The sequence below is a fragment of the Kocuria turfanensis genome, assembly GCF_001580365.1.
GTDB lineage: Bacteria > Actinomycetota > Actinomycetes > Actinomycetales > Micrococcaceae > Kocuria > Kocuria turfanensis.
The window spans coordinates 3,560,525-3,577,287 of the sequence record NZ_CP014480.1 but is presented as its reverse complement, the minus strand read 5'-3'; the positions used below and the strand labels follow the sequence as shown (position 1 = coordinate 3,577,287).

The following is a 16,763-nucleotide window of genomic DNA, read 5'->3' as shown; positions in this document are numbered from 1 at the left end:
GACGGCCCGGCGTACTATCGGGATCTTGTCCCCACCCACTGCTACGACCGAGGTTTCCCCATGTCCTCTCCGGTGACCGGGCAGGACGCCACCGGCGCGTCCTCCCCCTCGCTCCCCCTGTCCGACCGCGTGCCCCGCAGCCGGGTGATCCTGGCCTCCCTCGTGGGCACCACGATCGAGTTCTACGACTTCTACGTCTACGCCACCGCGGCCGTGGCCGTGTTCCCCGCCCTGTTCTTCACGGGCGAGGACGAGACGGCCAAGCTGCTCGCCTCCATGGCGACCTTCGCCGCGGCCTTCGTGGCCCGCCCGATCGGCTCCGTGATCTTCGGGCACTTCGGCGACCGGATCGGCCGCAAGGCCACCCTGATCGGCGCCCTGCTGACCATGGGCGTCGCCACGTTCCTCATCGGCCTGCTGCCCACCTACTACTCGATCGGCATCTGGGCCCCGCTCATCCTGACGATCCTGCGCTTCTGCCAGGGCCTGGGCCTGGGCGGCGAGTGGTCCGGCGCGGCCCTGCTGGCCACCGAGTACGCCGAGGAGGGCAAGCGGGCGCGCGCCGCCATGTGGCCGCAGCTCGGCGCCCCGTTCGGCTTCATCCTGGCCAACGGCTTCTTCCTGGTGCTGACCATCGTGATGGGCTTCGTCTCGGTCGCCGAGCAGGGCACCGACCACCCGTTCCTCACGTGGGGCTGGCGCGTGCCGTTCCTCGCCTCCGTGGTGATGGTGGTCGTCGGCCTGTACGTACGGTTCAAGCTCGAGGAGACCCCGGTCTTCCAGAAGGCGCTGGACCAGGGGCAGAAGGTCCAGACCCCGCTCGTCGAGGCGTTCCGGGGCTCGTGGCTGCAGATGGTCCAGGGCACGTTCATCATGCTCGCCACCTACATGCTCTTCTACCTGATGACCGCGTGGATCCTCTCCTACGGCATCGGCAGCCCCGCCAACGGCGGCCTCGGCATCCCCTACCGGGACTTCCTGGTGCTGCAGCTGCTCGCCGTGCTGCTGTTCGCCGCCATGGTGCCCGTCTCCGGGTGGGTCGCGGACCGCTTCGGCCGGCGCAGCTCGCAGCTGGTCATCACCTCGGTGATCCTGCTCTTCGGGCTGAGCTTCGGCCTGCTCATGGACCCGGCCGCGGTCGGCACCGGTGCGGACGTCAGCACGGGCCGCGTGCTGTTCTTCCTCGTGGTCGGCATGACCCTGATGGGCCTGACCTTCGGCTCGATGTCGGCGATCCTGCCCGAGCTGTTCCCCACGAACGTGCGCTACACCGGCTCCGGCGTCGCGTACAACACGGCGTCGATCCTCGGTGCCGCCATCACCCCGTACGTCGCCGTCACCCTCAACGCGAGCTACGGCGTGGGCTCCGTCGGCCTCTACCTGGCGTTCGGCGCCGTGCTGACCCTCGTGGCCCTCTGGTTCTCCCCGGAGACCAAGGACGTCGACATGGAGAACGTCGTCACCCGCCGCTGACCCGCTCCCGTCGGCGCCGGCACGCGCAACGGCCGCATCCCCTGCAGCGGGGGATGCGGCCGTTGTGCGTGCCGGCGGGGATCAGACGTGCACGTGCAGGCGCCGGGCCGCCTCCGAGATCGACCCGGTGAGGGACGGGTAGATCGTGAAGGTGTCGGCGAGGTCGTCGACGTGCAGCTTGTGGGTCACGGCCAGGGAGATCGGGAAGATCAGCTCGGACGCGCGGGGACCCACCACCACTCCCCCGATCACCGTGCCGGAGCCCTTGCGGGAGAAGATCTTCACGAACCCGTCCTCGACCGCCATCATCTTGGCGCGCGGGTTGGTGGAGAGCTTCAGCATGATGGTGTCCGCCTGGTAGGTGCCGTCCTCGATGGACTTCTCGCTCACGCCCACGGACGCGATCTCCGGCGAGGTGAAGATGTTGGAGGCCACCAGGTGGGTGCGCAGCGGCTTGACGGCGTCGCCCATGAGGTGCGCCACGGCGATCCGGCCCTGCATGGCCGCCACCGAGGCGAGCGGGAGCACGCCCGTGCAGTCGCCCACGGCGTAGACGCCCGGCACGGTGGTGCGGGAGACGCCGTCCACCTTGATGTGCCCGGACTCGGCGCGGGCCACCCCGACCTCCTCCAGCCCGAGGTCGTCGGTGGCCGGGATCGCGCCGACCGCGACCAGGCAGTGCGAGCCGGCGATCTTGCGCCCGTCGGAGAGCGTGACGACCACCCCGTTCTCGCTGCGCTCCACCGAGTCGGCGCGGGAGCGGCTGAGCACGTTCATGCCGCGGCGCTCGAAGACGCTCTCGAGCACGGCCGCGGCATCCTCGTCCTCGCCGGGCAGCACCTGGTCCCGGGAGGAGACGAGCGTGACCTCGGCCCCGAGACCCCGGTAGGCCGAGGCGAACTCCGCGCCGGTCACGCCGGAGCCCACCACGATCATGTGCTCGGGGACCTCGGTGAGGTGGTAGACCTGCTTCCAGTTGAAGATCCGCTCCCCGTCCGGCTTCGCGGACGGCAGCTCCCGAGGGTAGGCCCCGACGGCGAGCAGCACGGCCTGCGCGTCGAGGGTGTACTCCAGCCCGTCGTCGGTGGTGACCTGCACGCAGGTGGGGCTGAGCAGCCGGCCGGTGCCCGCGATCACGCGCACCCCCACCCGCTCGAGCCCGCGCTTGATGTCCCGGGACTGGGACGCCGCGAGGCGCAGGAGACGGGTGTTGACCTTCTCCAGGTCCACGGCGAGGTCGTTGATCTCGTCCCCGTCCTTGCTGCCCCCGCGCACGTGCACCCCCAGGTCCGCGGCCTCGGCGAAGCGGGTCATCGCGTCGGCGGAGGCGATGAGCGTCTTGGAGGGGACCACGTCCGTCAGCACCGCGGAGCCGCCCAGGCCCTGGCGCTCGACGACGGTCACGTCCGCCCCGAGGCTGGCGGCGACCAGGGCGGCCTCGTAGCCGCCCGGACCGCCCCCGATGATGACGAGCTTCTGGATGGAGAATTCGCTGTGTGCAGTCACCCGGCCATTCTTGCAGGTGCCGCTCCGGCGGCGGAACCGGCCCGGCCGCACCGGACGGCTCGGGACCATGCGGTAGCTTGGGGCGGGTGGACACAGAGCACAGCGCTGACCGGGCCGACCCCTTCGAGCTCGCCCAGGAGGCCGCGGACGCCCTCCGCCGGGCCACCGGGGTCGACACGCACGAGATCGCCCTGACCCTCGGCTCCGGCTGGGGCCAGGCCGCCGATTTGATCGGCGAGACCGTCGCCGAGATCCCGGCCGCGGAGATCCCCGGCTTCACTCCGCCCGCCCTCGAGGGCCACGTGGGCACGCTGCGCTCCGTGCGCACCGCCGCGGGCCGGCACGCGCTGGTGATCGGCGCCCGCACCCACTACTACGAGGGCCGGGGCGTGCGCCCTGTGGTCCACGGCGTGCGCACCGCGGCCGCCGCCGGGGCGCGCACCATGATCCTCACCAACGGCTGCGGCGGGCTGAACCCGTCCTGGGGCCCCGGCACCCCGGTGCTCATCAGCGACCACCTCAACCTCACGGGCCGGTCCCCGCTCGAGGGTGCCACGTTCGTGGACCTCACCGACCTGTACTCCCCGCGGCTGCGCGAGCTGGCCCGCGGGGTGGACCCCACCCTCGACGAGGGGGTCTACGCGCAGTTCCCCGGCCCGCACTACGAGACGCCGGCGGAGGTGCGGATGGCCGGGGTGCTCGGCGCCGACCTCGTCGGGATGTCGACCGCCCTGGAGGCCATCGCCGCCCGGCACGCCGGCATGGAGGTCTTCGGGATCTCCCTCGTGACCAACCAGGCGGCCGGGATCTCCGCGACCCCGCTCTCCCACGAGGAGGTCCTCGAGGCCGGGCGCGCCGCGGGCGCCCGGATCTCCGGACTGCTCGCCCGCATCGTCGCCCAGCTCTGACCGGCCCCGGGCCGGGACGGGTTCCCGGCCCGGCACCCCGGCGCACCGGACGCCCCCAGGAGGCCGCGCCATGACCACCGCCCACCGCACCGACCCGCAGCTGCTCGACGCCGCGCGCGCGTGGGGCGCCGCCGACCCGGACCCCGCCACCCGCGCCGAGCTGGCAGCCCTCGTCGAGGCGGCCGCCGCCGGTGACGCCGCAGCACGGGCGGAGCTGGCCGACCGCTTCTCGGGCACCCTCCAGTTCGGCACCGCCGGGCTGCGGGCGGCCCTGGGCGCCGGGCCGATGCGGATGAACCGGGTGGTGGTGCTGCGCGCCGCGGCGGGGCTGGCCGCCCACGTCCTGGCCGTGCAGACCCCGGCGGACCGTGCGGCGGGCTCCGTCCGGCCCCGCGCGGTGGTCGGCTACGATGCGCGGCACGGCTCCGAGGTCTTCGCCCGGGACACCGCCGCGGTGTTCACGGCCGCCGGCATCGAGACGCTGCTGCTGCCCGCGCCGCTGCCCACGCCCGTCCTGGCGTGGTCGGTGCGGGCCCTCGAGGCGGAGGTGGGCGTCATGGTCACCGCCAGCCACAACCCGCCGGCGGACAACGGCTACAAGGTCTACCTCGGCGGCCGGGCCGTGGAGCCGGAGGCCCGCGGCTGCCAGATCGTGGCCCCGCACGACCGGATGATCGCCGAGCGGATCGCGGCCGTCGGGCCCGTCGAGGACATCCCCCGGGCGCAGGACGGGTGGACCGTCCTGCCCGCGAGCGTCGAGCAGGACTACCTCGACGCCGTGCTCCCCGCCGTGGTCCCCGCCGTCGCGGGCGCCGGACGTCCCCTGCGGGTCGTCCTCACCCCGCTGCACGGGGTGGGCGGGCGCACGACGACGGAGGCCCTGCGGCGGGCCGGTCTCGCCGACGTGCACATGGTCCCGGAGCAGGCGGAGCCGGACCCGGACTTCCCCACGGTCGCGTTCCCCAATCCCGAGGAGCCCGGCGCCCTGGACCTGGCCCTGACCACCGCCCGCGCCGTGGGCGCGGACCTCGTCCTGGCCAACGACCCCGACGCGGACCGGGTGGCCGTGGCGGTCCCGGTGCCCGGGGCCGACATCGAGGATTCGGCGCAGGGCTGGCGGATGCTGCGCGGCGACGAGGTCGGCGCGCTGCTCGGCCACGCCGCGGCGGCCCGGTGCGCGGGCCGCGAAGGCGCCGTGTTCGCGAACTCCGTCGTCTCCTCCCGCCTGCTGGGGCGGATCGCCGCCGCGGCGGGGATCGCGCACCAGGAGACCCTGACCGGCTTCAAGTGGATCGCCCGCGTCCCGGGGCTCGCGTTCGGCTACGAAGAGGCGCTGGGCTACTGCGTGGCGCCGGAGGTGGTCAGGGACAAGGACGGGATCAGTGCGGCCGTGGCGGTGGCGGTGCTCGCCGACGAGCTGCGCGCGCAGGGCCGGACCCTGCTGGACGTGCTGGACGACCTCGCCCTGGCCCACGGGCTGTACGCGACCGACCAGCTGAGCATCCGCGTGGCGGACCTGAGCCGCATCCCGGTCATGGCGGCCGCGCTGCGGGACGCCCCGCCCGCGGCGCTGGGCGGCTCCGAGGTGGTCGAGGTCGCGGACCTCGCCGCCCCGGGGACGGGGCGGCCGCCCACCGAGGGCCTGCGCCTGCTGACCGCGGACGGCACCCGGGTGATCGTGCGCCCCTCCGGGACGGAGCCGAAGCTCAAGTGCTACCTCGAGGTGGTCGCCCCGGTGGCCGGCCGGGCCGCGCTGCCCGCCGCCCGCGCCGAGGCGCAGGAGCGGCTCGAGCGGATCCGCGCCGAGCTCGAGGCCGCACTGGGTCTCTGACGGCGCACGGGCTCAGGTGGCCGGCGGCCGTGCCCCGTCCCCGCCCCGGGCGAGGACCCGGCCCGAGACGGCCTTGGTCGACCGGGTGACCACCTTCTCCAAGGGGCCCTGGCCCAGGGTCCGCCGCCACAGCAGGGCGAACACCGTGAACGCCACGATCTGGCCCGCGGTCCACGCGGCGGGCGCGAGGTCGTAGTACTCGGGCCAGAGGATGAGCAGGTGTGCCGTGTAGAGCGTGAACGTCATCGCACCCGCCGCGGCGAGCGGCGCGAGGACCCGGCCGGCCACGCGCTCCAGGAGCAGGCAGACGCCGAGGACGGACAGTGCCAGGCCCACGTTGAGCGCCAGGAAGAACGGGGTGTTCGTGTGCGGGGTCGAGATCAGCAGCCACCACAGGGTGTCGGTGGGCAGCGTGGGGTCCCCGCCGAAGACGAGCACCTCGTCGATCTCCGACTCGTCCATCCAGGGCGTGCCCTCGGCGATGGCCTCGTAGCCGCCGAGCACCCGCAGCGCGAGGGCGGAGGACGACCACACGAGCAGTGCGACCGCCGCCCCGACCGAAGCGAGCAGGGTCTGGACCCTCCGACTGGTGAGGTCCGTGCGTCCCACGGCGAGTCCGGCCAGCAGGAACGCCATCCAGGGCAGTGCGGGGTAGACGCCCGTCAGGAGCAGCTGGGAGAGCACGGTGCCCGGGTTGACGACCAGGTCCACGAGGCTCGGGTTCTCGTACTCGAGGCCGGGCAGCACGTCGATGGACCACTGCATGAGGAAGGGCGCGACGAGCGCGAAGAGCGCGGCGCACACCAGGAGGGACCGGGTCCGCAGGCGCAGGAAGGGCACGGCGAGCAGGAAGAGCATCCCGTAGTAGATGAGGATGTTGCTCACCGGCAGCTCGAGGAAGCCGAGGAGGAAGCCGACCAGGGCGATCACCCCCGCCCGTGCGGCCAGGGCCCACCGGGAGGCCGTCATCCGCAGCCCGGCACGGGGGGTGCGCCCGCCGGAGGCGAAGGCCAGGCTCACGCCGGCCAGGGTGGCGAACAGCGCGGCCGAGTGGCCGGCGAACAGGGTCCAGGACAGGTTCGCCTCGCCCGTCTGCTCGTCCCACGAGGGCAGCGTGTGCACGGCGACCATCCCGAACAGGGCCAGGCCGCGGGCGGCGTCGACGCCGAGGAGGCGGCGGGTCGTCCGGGGGGCCCCGGCGACGTCGCGCCCGGGTCCTTCCGTCGGGACACCGGTGGCGGTGGCCGTCCCGGCCGGCGGCGTGCGTTCTGCGGACATGCGGTTCCCCCAGGGATCGATCGGCTCGTGCACCCGTGCCGCTCCCGGCCCCGTCCGCGCCCCCCGGCACGGCGCCCGGCGCGCGCCCGCCTGTCGTGGACGACGGGCTCGCGGCGCACTGGTGCACGCCTGAGCTTACTAGAGCAAACGCGGAGCGGGCCTCCGGCCGGGGAAGAACTCAGGATCCGGGGCGAAGGGCACGTCAGGACTGCTCCTGGGAGTCCTCCTCGGCGGCGTTCAGCGCGCGCTGGAGGATGCGGGCGTACGGCAGCCCGAAGTGGTCCACGCCGTCCCGGTACCGGATGCGGGCACGCTCGAAGCCCTGTTCCTCGTACCAGTGGTGCCCGTCCCACGCCGCGGACAGGGCGTCGAAGTCTGCCTGCGGGCCGGTCCCGTCGTCCTCCGTGCCCACGTCCCAGCGCAGGCGCAGCTCCTGCAGCTGCTCGGAGGTGGGCTCCGCGGAGGGCCGGTCCGGGGCCTGTCCGCCGCCCATCATGATCGCGCCGCCGCCCGGGACGAGGTCCACGTGGTCCGCCAGCAGCTCCTGGCTGATGAACTGGGCCCCGCCGGAGTACCCGGTCAGCCAGGTGCGGGAGCGGTCGATGTCGTACTCGGGCTCGAGCCGCTCCTCGACGAGCGAGAGGAACCACTGCGCGTTGAGGTCCCGCTCCTCCCACCAGGTGATCTCCCCCGCACGATCGGGGGTCCGCGGGACCACCAGCAGCATGTTGTGCTCCCGCGCGACCTCCGCCAGGCAGGAGGCGGTGTACTCGGGGCTCTCGTACTCGAAGGCGCCGTCCCCGTGGAAGTGGTACACGACGCCCACCGGCCGGTCCCAGTCCAGGTCCTCGGCGAAGACGTGGTAGGAGCTGGTGATCCCGTCGTGCTCGTGCTCGAGCTGGAAGCGGTCCTCCCGCTCCTCCCCCGGGCCGAACACGCGTGCGTCCAGCACGGCCCCGTCCGTGGGCCCGCCGGGACCGCGGGCCGTGACCCGGACGCCGTCGAGGCCGTAGCGGGCGCACGAGACCGTCTCGGGGGCCTCGGCCTCCGGGGTCACCTCGTCCCGGCCGACCAGGAGCGCCACGGTCGTGACGAGCAGGAGCACCAGCGCCAGGGCGCCGGCCCCGAGCAGGCGCAGCCGCCGCCGGGCGCCCCGGGACGTCGCGCCGCGGTGGCGGTGCCCATGCGGCAGCCAGGACCAGGTCCACCGGGGACCGCTCCGAGGGTGTTGTCGTGTCACCCGGTCATCTTACGAAGGAGTACCTGGGAGAACCCCGGCGACGTGCCGTCAGCGGGGCAGCCCGACGAGCACCCGCCCGTCGCGCACCTCGGCCGGGTGCACCGGCAGGGCGGGACCGTCCCCGCTGAGGCACCGCCCGGTCGCGAGGTCGTAGACCTCCTTGTGCAGCGGCGAGGCGACCGTGACGGCCGAGCCGCGGGAGCCGAGGATGCCGCGCGCCATGACGCAGGCCCCGGTGCGGGGATCGCGGTGGTCGGCCGCGAGCACGGTGGTGGCGTCCACCCGGTACAGCGCCACCTGGCGGCCCGCCACCCGGGCGGCCTCGCCCCACAGGGGCTCGAGGTCCGTCAGGGCGCACACGTCGTGCCACTCGGTGCCGGCGGCACGGCTCGCCGCGTCCACCGCGGTCGTGGTCGCGGTCGCGGTCGGGGTCGTCATGAGGGGCCTCCTGCGGCTCGGCGGAACGTCGTGCTCGACGTTAGGCGGGGCGGATGACGGGCGCGCTCCGGGGCCGTTTCGCCCCGGTCAAAGCCCGCTCACACGGAGCCGGGGTCCCGGTGAGGGAAGCGAAAGACGACCGGAACGGCCGGGCAACGGCGGGGCAATCCCGTCTCCCTAGAGTCGGAGCAACGCCCCAGCCGCCCGCCAGCTCCCGGAGGTCCCCGTGCCGCGCTCCCCCTTCTCCCCGCAGTCCCCCCAGCACGTCGTCGTGGTCGGCGGCGGCCCCGCCGCCCACCGCTTCGCGGAGGCGGTGCTGTCCGCGGAGGACCACCACGTGCGCCTCACCGTGTTCGCCGACGAGCCGTGGGTCCCCTACGACCGCGTCCAGCTGTCCAAGGCGCTGACGGGCCCCGCGGGCGCGGTCGACCTCACCCTGGGCGGGGGCACGGTGTGGCAGGACCCGCGGGTGGACCTGCGCCAGGGCGTGAAGGCCCGGGAGATCGACCCTGCGGCCCGCACGGTCGCCGCGGCGGACGGGACCGTGACCGGCTACGACGAGCTCGTCCTCGCCACCGGCTCCGACGCCGCGCGCCTGGACGTCCCCGGCGCCCACCACGCCTTCGTCTACCGCACCCTCGACGACGTCGCGGCCATCCGCGCCGAGGTCGAGCGGCTGCGCGCCCGCTACGGGCGCACCCCGCGCGGCGTGGTCATCGGCGGCGGTCTGCTGGGCCTCGAGGCCGCGGGCGGGCTCCAGGAGCTCGGTGCGGAGGCCACGGTGGTGCACTCCCGCAAGTGGCTGATGAACGCGCAGCTCGACGAGGGCGCCGGCCGCTCCCTCAACGCCCTCATCACCGCGCGCGGCGTGCGCCTGCACCTGGGCGAGCGCCCCTCCGGCGTGGGGCTGCGCAAGTCCGACGGCGAGGTGTGCGCCGTCGAGTTCCGGGACTCCGCCGACCTCGAGGCGGACCTGGTCATCGTGGCCACCGGCATCCGGGCGCGGGACCGGCTGGCCTTCAACGCGGGCGTCGCGACGGCCCCGCGCGGCGGCGTGGTCATCGACGAGGCCTGCCGCACCTCCGCGGAGCACGTGTGGGCGATCGGCGAGGTCGCCTCCTGGAACGGGGAGTGCCTGGGGCTCGTGGCCCCCGCGAACACCATGGCGGAGATCGTCGCCGACCGGCTGGCCGGCGGGCGCTCCACGTTCGACGGCTTCGACACCGCGACCAAGCTCAAGCTCTCCGGCGTGGACGTGGCGTCCTTCGGCGACGCCTACGGCGAGACCGAGGACTGCCTCGAGGTCGTCTACGCGGATCCCGCCCGCGGGATGTACCAGAAGGTCGTGGTCACCCAGGACGCGCGGACCCTGCTGGGCGGGGTGTTCGTGGGGGACGCCGAGCCGTACAACGCCCTTCGCCCGCTGCTGGGCCGGGAGCTGCCCGGTGAGCCCGGCGCCTACCTCTCCGCCTCCGGCGTGGACGCCCCGGCCGGGGACCTGCCCGACGACGCCGTGATCTGCTCCTGCAACAACGTCACGACCGGGGCCGTGCGGGAGCAGATCTCCTGCGGCGTGCACGAGATCGGCGAGCTCAAGAAGTGCTCCCGGGCCGGCACACAGTGCGGGTCCTGCGTCCCGATGCTCAAGAAGACCCTGGACCTCGAGCTGGCGAAGGCCGGCGTGGAGGTCTCCAGGGCGCTGTGCGAGCACTTCGAGCTCTCCCGCGCCGAGCTCTTCGAGGCCGTGCGCGCCCTGGACCTGTCCTCCTGGGACGAGGTGGTGGCCCGCTTCGGCACGGGCCTGGGCTGCGACATCTGCAAGCCCGTGGTCGCCTCCGTGCTCGCCTCCCAGCGGGACGAGTACGTGCTCGACTCCGGCCGGGGCGCCCTGCAGGACACCAACGACCGGGCGCTGGCCAACATGCAGAAGGACGGCACGTACTCCGTGGTCCCGCGCGTGCCGGCCGGGGAGATCACCCCGGAGAAGCTCATCGTGCTCGGCGAGGTGGCCCGGAAGTACGGGCTCTACACCAAGATCACCGGGGCCCTGCGCGTGGACATGTTCGGGGCCCGGCTCGAGCAGCTGCCGGAGATCTGGCGGGAGCTCGTGGACGCCGGCTTCGAGTCCGGGCAGGCCTACGGCAAGGCGCTGCGCAACGTGAAGTCCTGCGTGGGCTCCACGTGGTGCCGCTACGGGGTGCAGGACTCCGTGGGCATGGCCGTGCGGCTGGAGCTGCGCTACCGGGGGCTGCGCTCGCCCCACAAGTTCAAGATGGGCGTCTCGGGCTGCGCCCGCGAGTGCGCCGAGGCCCGCGGCAAGGACGTGGGCATCATCTCCACGACCGACGGCTGGAACCTCTACACCGGCGGCAACGGCGGCGCGAACCCCGCCCACGCCCAGCTGCTGGCCCAGGGTCTGGACGACGAGACCCTGGTCCGATACATCGACCGGTACCTCATGTACTACATCCGCACCGCGGACCGGATGCAGCGCACGGCCCGGTGGCAGGAGGAGCTCGACGGCGGGATCGACCACGCGCGCGCCGTCGTCGTCGAGGACTCCCTGGGCATCGGCGAGGAGCTCGAGGCCGCGATGGCCCGGCACGTGGACCGCTACGAGGACGAGTGGGCCGCGACGCTGAAGGACCCCGAGCGGCTGCGCCGCTTCCGCTCCTTCGTCAACGACGCCGCCCCGGACGACTCCCAGGACTACGTGCTCGAGCGCGGCCAGCGCCGCCCCGCGACCGACGCCGAGCGCGCGGCCGCCGAGGCCGGCGCCGGGCCGGTGCTGCTGACCGGTCCGCGCATCCCGGTGCGCGAGGGCGCCGCGGGCGGGACCCCGGCCGGGGTGTGAGCGCGGCGGGCCGGAGACGGCCGGACGGAGGTGCGCCGGTGGAAACACGCGGAAACACGGCGGTCACAGGGCGGCCATATCCTCGGGCCATGACCGCTGCCCCCTCCGCCCCCGCGCTCGGCGAGCTGACCGGGTTCCGCGTGGGCGTGACCGCCCACCGCCGGGCCACGGACTTCATCTCGGCCCTGGAGCGCCGCGGCGCGCAGGTGGTGCACGCACCCGCCCTGATGATCTCCCCCGTGGCCGAGGACACCCGGGTGGTCGAGGACACGCGCACGCTGCTGGCCCACCGCCCGGAGGTCTTCGTGGTGACCACGGCCTACGGGCTCCGCCGGTGGTTCGAGGCCGCCGACGCCGCCGGCCTGGGCGAGGAGCTGCGCGACGCGTTTCGGGCCGCCCGCGTGCTCACCCGCGGCGCGAAGGCCCGCGGCCAGGTGCTCTCCCTGGAGCTCGACGACCCCGAGGTCTCCGCCGACGAGCGGACCTCCTCCGTGGTGGACCGGCTGCTGGCCGACGGCGTGGCCGGGACCCGCGTGGCCGTGCAGCTGCACGGGCTGACCGACGAGCTGCAGCTCGAGCGGCTCGTGGCCGCCGGCGCGCACGTGGACACCGTGGCCCCCTACCGCTGGCTCTCCGCCGACGACGGCGAGCGCCTGCCCTCCCTCATCCGGGACGTGTGCGAACGCCGCCTCGACGTCCTGACCTTCACGGCCGCCCCGGCGGTGGACTCGCTGTTCAGCACCGCGCAGGAGACCGGGCACTACGACGAGCTCGTGGACGCCCTGCGCACCGACGTCACGGCCGCCGCGGTCGGCCCGGTGTGCGCCGGGCCCCTGCTGGAGGCCGGGGTGGAGCCGCTGGTGCCCGAGCGGTTCCGGCTGGGCGCCCTGGTCCGGGCCGTGTGCACCCACGCCGTGGAGGAGCGCACCGTGGTGCTGCCCACCCGGTACGGGACCCTGCGGCTGATGAGCACCGGCACCGCGCTGGACGGCGTGTTCGTCCCGCTCTCCGACGCGCAGGTGGCGGTGCTGCGGGCGCTGGCGGCGAGCCCCGGCGCGGTGGTGTCCCGGGCGCGGCTGCTCTCCGCGGTGCCGGGCCTGGACACCGAGCACGCCCTGGAGATGGTGATCTCGCGGCTGCGCAAGGCCCTGCCCGCCCCGGTGGTGGAGACGGTGATCAAGCGCGGCTACCGGCTCTCCCCCTGACCCGCCCCGCCGCTCCCCACACCCGCACCGCCCCCCCCTCCCCCCAGCGCCGCCGAATCCCCCATGTGCTGCCAGTTTCCCCCGATCGATCAAGGGGGATTGCGAGCGCAGAGGGGACTCACCGGGACGAAGGGGGACTCGACGTTCCCGGGGCCGGCACGGGACGGGGGACTCGACAGAGGGGTTGGGGGCTCGGCGGAGTGGGTGGGGCCCGGGCCGCCGGGGGGCCGCGGTGGGGTCAGGCCGGGGCGGGGGTGTGGGCGTCGATGATCCGGGCGACCGCGGCCTTGCAGCCCCCGCAGCCCGTGGCGGCCCGGGTGGCGCGGCCGACCTCCTCGACGGTGGCGGCGCCCTCGGCCACGGCGTCGGTGATGCGGCCCCTGCTCACGCCCGCGCAGTGGCAGACGGTCGTCTCGGGGGTCGCGGGCCGCTCGCCGGCCCCGGCGTCGGGTCCGTCCAGGCGCAGCAGGACGCTGGGGTCCTCCGGCACGGCCTCACCGCGGTCGTGGAGCAGGCCGATCTCCGCCGCGGCCCGGGGCAGGCCGAGCACGACGTAGCCGGCGAGGGTCCGGTCCGGGCTCAGCACGAGCTGGGCGTAGGTCCCGGCCGACCCGTCGGCCCACTGCACCACGGACCCGCCGTCGGTCCGCGGCTCCCACGGCGGTCCGCCGACCGCTCCGGCGCAGGCGAGCTCCACCTGGTGCGCCTTGAGCCGCACCGCCCCGGCGGGGCCCTCGGTCAGCGGCGCGAGCACGGTGGTGCCGCCCTCGGCCACGGCTTCCAGCTCGGCGCGCACGCGGGCGGCCAGCCACTCCGCCTGCCGCCACCCGGGGCCCACGAGCCCGGAGGGACCCCGGCCGGCCCGGCCGGGGCAGACCTGGCAGGACGGGTCCGGGCAGAGCACCTCGGCGCAGTCCCCGATGGCGAAGACGCGCTGCTCGACGTCGGCCTCCAGCTCGTGGTCGACCACGATGCCGCGGGCGGTGCGCAGCCCGGCGCCCTCGGCGAGCTCGGTGCGGGGTGTGACCCCGACCGAGAGCAGCAGCAGCTCGCCGGGCACCTCCCGGCCGTCCTGCAGGAGCAGGCCGCGGAAGCGCCGGTCCTCGTCCAGCAGCACCTCGCGCGCCTGGGCCCCGGAGACCACCTCCACCCCGGCCTCGGCGAGTGCCCTCCCCAGCAGCGCCCCGCCGGCGGCGTCCAGGGAGCGGGTCATCACCCACGGGGCGTGGTGGACGACCGTCACCGGGCAGCCGACCTCGCTCGCCGCGAGCGCGGCCTCGAGTCCGAGCACTCCCCCGCCCAGCACCACCACGCGGCCGCGGCGCTCGACGACGGCGCGCACGGTCCGGGCGTCGCGCAGGTCCCGCAGCGCGGTGACCCCGGCGGGCAGGTGCTCGTAGGCCTGCGGATCGGGGTTGAGCCCGCGCAGCACCGGCAGGTTGGGGCGGGCGCCGGTGGCCAGGACGAGGCGGTCGTAGCCCAGCCGCCCGGAGCCGCCGGTGGCCCGGTCGGCGACGTGCAGCAGCCGGCGGGCGCGGTCGATGCGGGTCACCTCCGTGCCGAGCAGGACGTCGATCCCGCTCCGCGCCAGGAGCTCCGGGTCGGCCAGGCCCATGGTGGCGAGCTCGGCCCGGCCCATGGCGTGCTCGCCCACGAGCACCCGGTTGTAGGCGGGCTCGGCCTCCCCGCCGATCACGGTCAGGCGGATGGTGCCCGCGGCGGCGAGGTCGGCGACGTCGTCGACGAACCGGGCGGCCACCGGGCCGAAGCCGATCACGACCACGTGCTCGCCGGGGCGCATCGGGGTGCCGGTGGAACGGGTGGAGCGGGTGGGACGGTGCGCGCTCATCGGGTCCTCTCCTCGGGGTCGACCGCCCGGACGGTGACCGCGCCGGCCTTGAACTCGGGCATGGACGAGACCGGGTCCACGGCGTCCGAGGCCACGAGCCGGTTGGCGGTCCGGTCCCCGGCGTAGTGGAAGGGCAGGAACACGGTGTCGGGGCGGATGTCGGTGCTCAGCCGGGCCAGGGCCACGGCGCGGCCGCGGGCGCTGGTCAGCTCGACCGCCGCGCCGTCGCGGATGCCGAGGGCGGCCGCGGTGGCGGGGTGGATCTGCAGCCGGGACTCGGGGCGGGCCCCGTGCAGGGAGGCCACGCGGCGGGTCTGGTTGCCGGACTGGTAGTGCTCCAGGTACCGCCCGGTGGTCAGGGTCAGCGTGCTGGGCCCGTGCAGCGGTTCCCGGCGGTGTGCCCGCGGGCTCGGGTCGACCGCCCGGCCGGCGGCGCGGGCCCGGACCGGGACGAGCCGGGCCCGGCCGTCCGGGTGGCCGAAGCGGTCGAGGAAGGCCCGGGGCGTGCCTGTGGCGCTGCCGGCGGGACAGGGCCAGTAGCAGGCCTCGCCGGCGTCCAGGGCGGCCCAGTTGATCCCGGAGTAGTCGGCCGTGCCGCCGGCCGAGGCCCGGGCCAGCTCCGCGAAGACCTCCTGCGGGTCGGGGCTGAAGCGGCCCGGCGCCTCCAGCCGCCGGGCGAGCTCGGCCATGATCCACAGCTCGTCCCGGGCCCCGGGCGGCGGGTCCACCGCCCGGCGGCGGCGCAGCACCCGGCCCTCGAGGTTGGTCATGGTGCCGTCCTCCTCGGCCCACTGCGGCACCGGCAGGACGAGGTCGGCGTACTCGGCGGTCTCGGAGAGGAAGAGGTCGCAGACCACCAGGAAGTCCAGGGCCTGCAGCCCCCGGGTCACGGCGGCGGTGTCCGGGGCCCCGATCACCACGTTGGAGCCGTTGACCCACAGGCAGCGCACGCCGCCCTCGGTGCCCAAAGTGGTCAGCAGCTGGACCGCGGGGATCCCCGCGCCGGGCAGCTCCGCCGGGTCGACGCCCCACACCCCCGCCACGTGCGCCCGGGCGGCGGGGTCCGTGATCGAGCGGTAGCCGGGCAGCTGGTCGGCCTTCTGGCCGTGCTCGCGCCCGCCCTGGCCGTTGCCCTGGCCGGTGAGCGTGCCCCAGCCGGAGCCGGGAGCACCCGGCAGCCCGAGCAGCAGGGCCAGGTTGATCGCCGCGGTGGCGGTGTCCGTGCCGTCCACGTGCTGCTCCACCCCGCGCCCGGTGAGCACGTAGGTGCCGCGCCGCTCGCGGGCCAGCCGGCGGGCGGCGCGGCGCAGCTGCTCGGCCGGGACGCCGGTGACCTGCTCGACCCGTTCGGGCCACCACGCGGCGACGCTCGCGCGGAAGGCCTCGACGCCGGTGGTGCGCCGCTCGAGGTAGTCCAGGTCGGCCAGGCCCTCGTGCAGCACCACGTGGGCCAGGCCCAGCAGCAGCACCAGGTCGGCGCCGGGGGTGGGCTGCAGGTGGATCCCGCCGTCGTCGTCGGTCATCCGGGCCGTGGCGGAGCGGCGGGGGTCCACCACGATCAGGCCGCCGTGCTCCCGGGCGCGCTCCAGGTGCTGGACGAACGGCGGCATGGTCTCGGCGGGGTTGCTGCCGAGCAGCAGCACGGTGTGGGCGTCGTCGAGGTCGGTCACCGGGAACGGCAGGCCGCGGTCCGCCCCCAGGGAGCGGTTGGCCGCCGCGGCGGCGGAGGACATGCAGAACCGGCCGTTGTAGTCGATCCGGGAGGTCCGCAGGGCCACCCGGGCGAACTTCCCCAGCTGGTAGGCCTTCTCGTTGGTCAGCCCGCCGCCGCCGAAGATCCCGACCCCGTCCCGGCCGTACCGCTGCTGGGCGGTGCGGAACTCCTCGGCCATCCGGTCCAGCGCCGTGTCCCAGGAGACCTCCTGGAACACCCCGTCCGGTCCGCGCAGCAGCGGCGCGGTGAGCCGTGAGGGGTGGGCCAGCAGCTCCGCCGAGGTCCAGCCCTTCCGGCACATCCCGCCCCCGTTGACCGGGAACTGCCGGGGACGCACCTCGGGGAAGCCCTGCGCGGCGGCGGCGGCCGAGCCGGTGTCGAGGGTCATGGCGCACTGCAGCGCGCAGTAGGGGCAGTGGGTGGCCGTGGTGCTCATGGGGGTGGCTCCTTCCGGGAGGGCGGGGTGC

General features: G+C 75.0%; 11 protein-coding genes. 5 read left to right on the top strand and 6 right to left on the bottom strand.

The window, feature by feature from the left end:
* Positions 1-60: 60 nt before the first annotated feature.
* Positions 61-1,473 carry an MFS transporter gene (locus AYX06_RS16275; protein ID WP_062736659.1) on the top strand — a complete coding sequence of 471 codons (1,413 nt, stop codon included), beginning with the start codon at positions 61-63 and terminating at the stop codon, positions 1,471-1,473.
* Positions 1,474-1,554: 81 nt separating this feature from the next.
* On the opposite strand, the gene AYX06_RS16270 is transcribed toward AYX06_RS16275, so the two are convergent.
* The gene (locus AYX06_RS16270; RefSeq protein ID WP_017834223.1) at positions 1,555-2,979 is read right to left on the bottom strand and encodes an NAD(P)H-quinone dehydrogenase; all 1,425 of its coding nucleotides are present in this window, start codon (positions 2,977-2,979) and stop codon (positions 1,555-1,557) included.
* Between the two features lie 86 nt (positions 2,980-3,065).
* Between AYX06_RS16270 and AYX06_RS16265 the strand changes: the two genes are divergently transcribed.
* Positions 3,066-3,887, top strand: coding sequence for a purine-nucleoside phosphorylase (locus AYX06_RS16265; RefSeq protein ID WP_062736658.1), 822 nt, complete (start codon positions 3,066-3,068; stop codon positions 3,885-3,887).
* A 70-nt stretch (positions 3,888-3,957) separates the two neighbouring features.
* A complete protein-coding gene (locus AYX06_RS16260; RefSeq protein ID WP_062736657.1) occupies positions 3,958-5,718 on the top strand; it encodes a phospho-sugar mutase in 1,761 nt (586 codons plus the stop codon).
* Between the two features lie 12 nt (positions 5,719-5,730).
* Here the strand turns inward: AYX06_RS16260 and AYX06_RS16255 are convergent, their stop codons facing one another.
* The 3 genes from AYX06_RS16255 to nirD form a co-directional block, all read right to left on the bottom strand.
* Positions 5,731-6,996 carry a heparan-alpha-glucosaminide N-acetyltransferase domain-containing protein gene (locus tag AYX06_RS16255; protein ID WP_062737136.1) on the bottom strand — a complete coding sequence of 422 codons (1,266 nt, stop codon included), beginning with the start codon at positions 6,994-6,996 and terminating at the stop codon, positions 5,731-5,733.
* A 202-nt stretch (positions 6,997-7,198) separates the two neighbouring features.
* Positions 7,199-8,236: a hypothetical protein gene (locus AYX06_RS16250; protein WP_062736656.1), complete on the bottom strand. Its 1,038-nt coding sequence runs from the start codon at positions 8,234-8,236 to the stop codon at positions 7,199-7,201.
* A gap of 48 nt (positions 8,237-8,284) precedes the next feature.
* Positions 8,285-8,674 carry a nitrite reductase small subunit NirD gene (gene nirD / locus AYX06_RS16245; RefSeq protein ID WP_062736655.1) on the bottom strand — a complete coding sequence of 130 codons (390 nt, stop codon included), beginning with the start codon at positions 8,672-8,674 and terminating at the stop codon, positions 8,285-8,287.
* Positions 8,675-8,900: 226 nt separating this feature from the next.
* Here nirD and nirB point away from each other — a divergent pair, with 226 nt between their 5' ends.
* Both nirB and AYX06_RS16235 read left to right on the top strand, forming a co-directional pair.
* The gene (nirB, locus tag AYX06_RS16240; RefSeq protein ID WP_062736654.1) at positions 8,901-11,528 is read left to right on the top strand and encodes a nitrite reductase large subunit NirB; all 2,628 of its coding nucleotides are present in this window, start codon (positions 8,901-8,903) and stop codon (positions 11,526-11,528) included.
* 89 nt (positions 11,529-11,617) lie between these two features.
* Positions 11,618-12,733, top strand: coding sequence for a uroporphyrinogen-III synthase (locus AYX06_RS16235; RefSeq protein WP_062736653.1), 1,116 nt, complete (start codon positions 11,618-11,620; stop codon positions 12,731-12,733).
* A gap of 238 nt (positions 12,734-12,971) precedes the next feature.
* On the opposite strand, the gene AYX06_RS16230 is transcribed toward AYX06_RS16235, so the two are convergent.
* Together AYX06_RS16230 and AYX06_RS16225 are read right to left on the bottom strand one after the other, a co-directional pair.
* Entirely contained in the window at positions 12,972-14,582 is a 1,611-nt protein-coding gene (locus AYX06_RS16230; RefSeq protein WP_232319336.1) for an FAD-dependent oxidoreductase, read from the bottom strand.
* Complete coding sequence (locus AYX06_RS16225; RefSeq protein ID WP_062736652.1) at positions 14,579-16,732, bottom strand: molybdopterin oxidoreductase family protein; 2,154 nt, start codon at positions 16,730-16,732, stop codon at positions 14,579-14,581. The genes AYX06_RS16230 and AYX06_RS16225 overlap by 4 nt, the downstream gene beginning before the upstream one ends.
* Between the last annotated feature and the right edge of the window lie 31 nt (positions 16,733-16,763).

Coding starts and splice junctions, on each gene's coding strand:
- AYX06_RS16230 (WP_232319336.1), bottom strand. CDS start 14,582: ATGAGCGCGCACCGTCCCACCCGCTCCACCCGTTCCACCGGCACCCCG.
- AYX06_RS16235 (WP_062736653.1), top strand. CDS start 11,618: ATGACCGCTGCCCCCTCCGCCCCCGCGCTCGGCGAGCTGACCGGGTTC.
- AYX06_RS16225 (WP_062736652.1), bottom strand. CDS start 16,732: ATGAGCACCACGGCCACCCACTGCCCCTACTGCGCGCTGCAGTGCGCC.
- AYX06_RS16275 (WP_062736659.1), top strand. CDS start 61: ATGTCCTCTCCGGTGACCGGGCAGGACGCCACCGGCGCGTCCTCCCCC.
- AYX06_RS16260 (WP_062736657.1), top strand. CDS start 3,958: ATGACCACCGCCCACCGCACCGACCCGCAGCTGCTCGACGCCGCGCGC.
- nirD (WP_062736655.1), bottom strand. CDS start 8,674: ATGACGACCCCGACCGCGACCGCGACCACGACCGCGGTGGACGCGGCG.
- AYX06_RS16255 (WP_062737136.1), bottom strand. CDS start 6,996: ATGTCCGCAGAACGCACGCCGCCGGCCGGGACGGCCACCGCCACCGGT.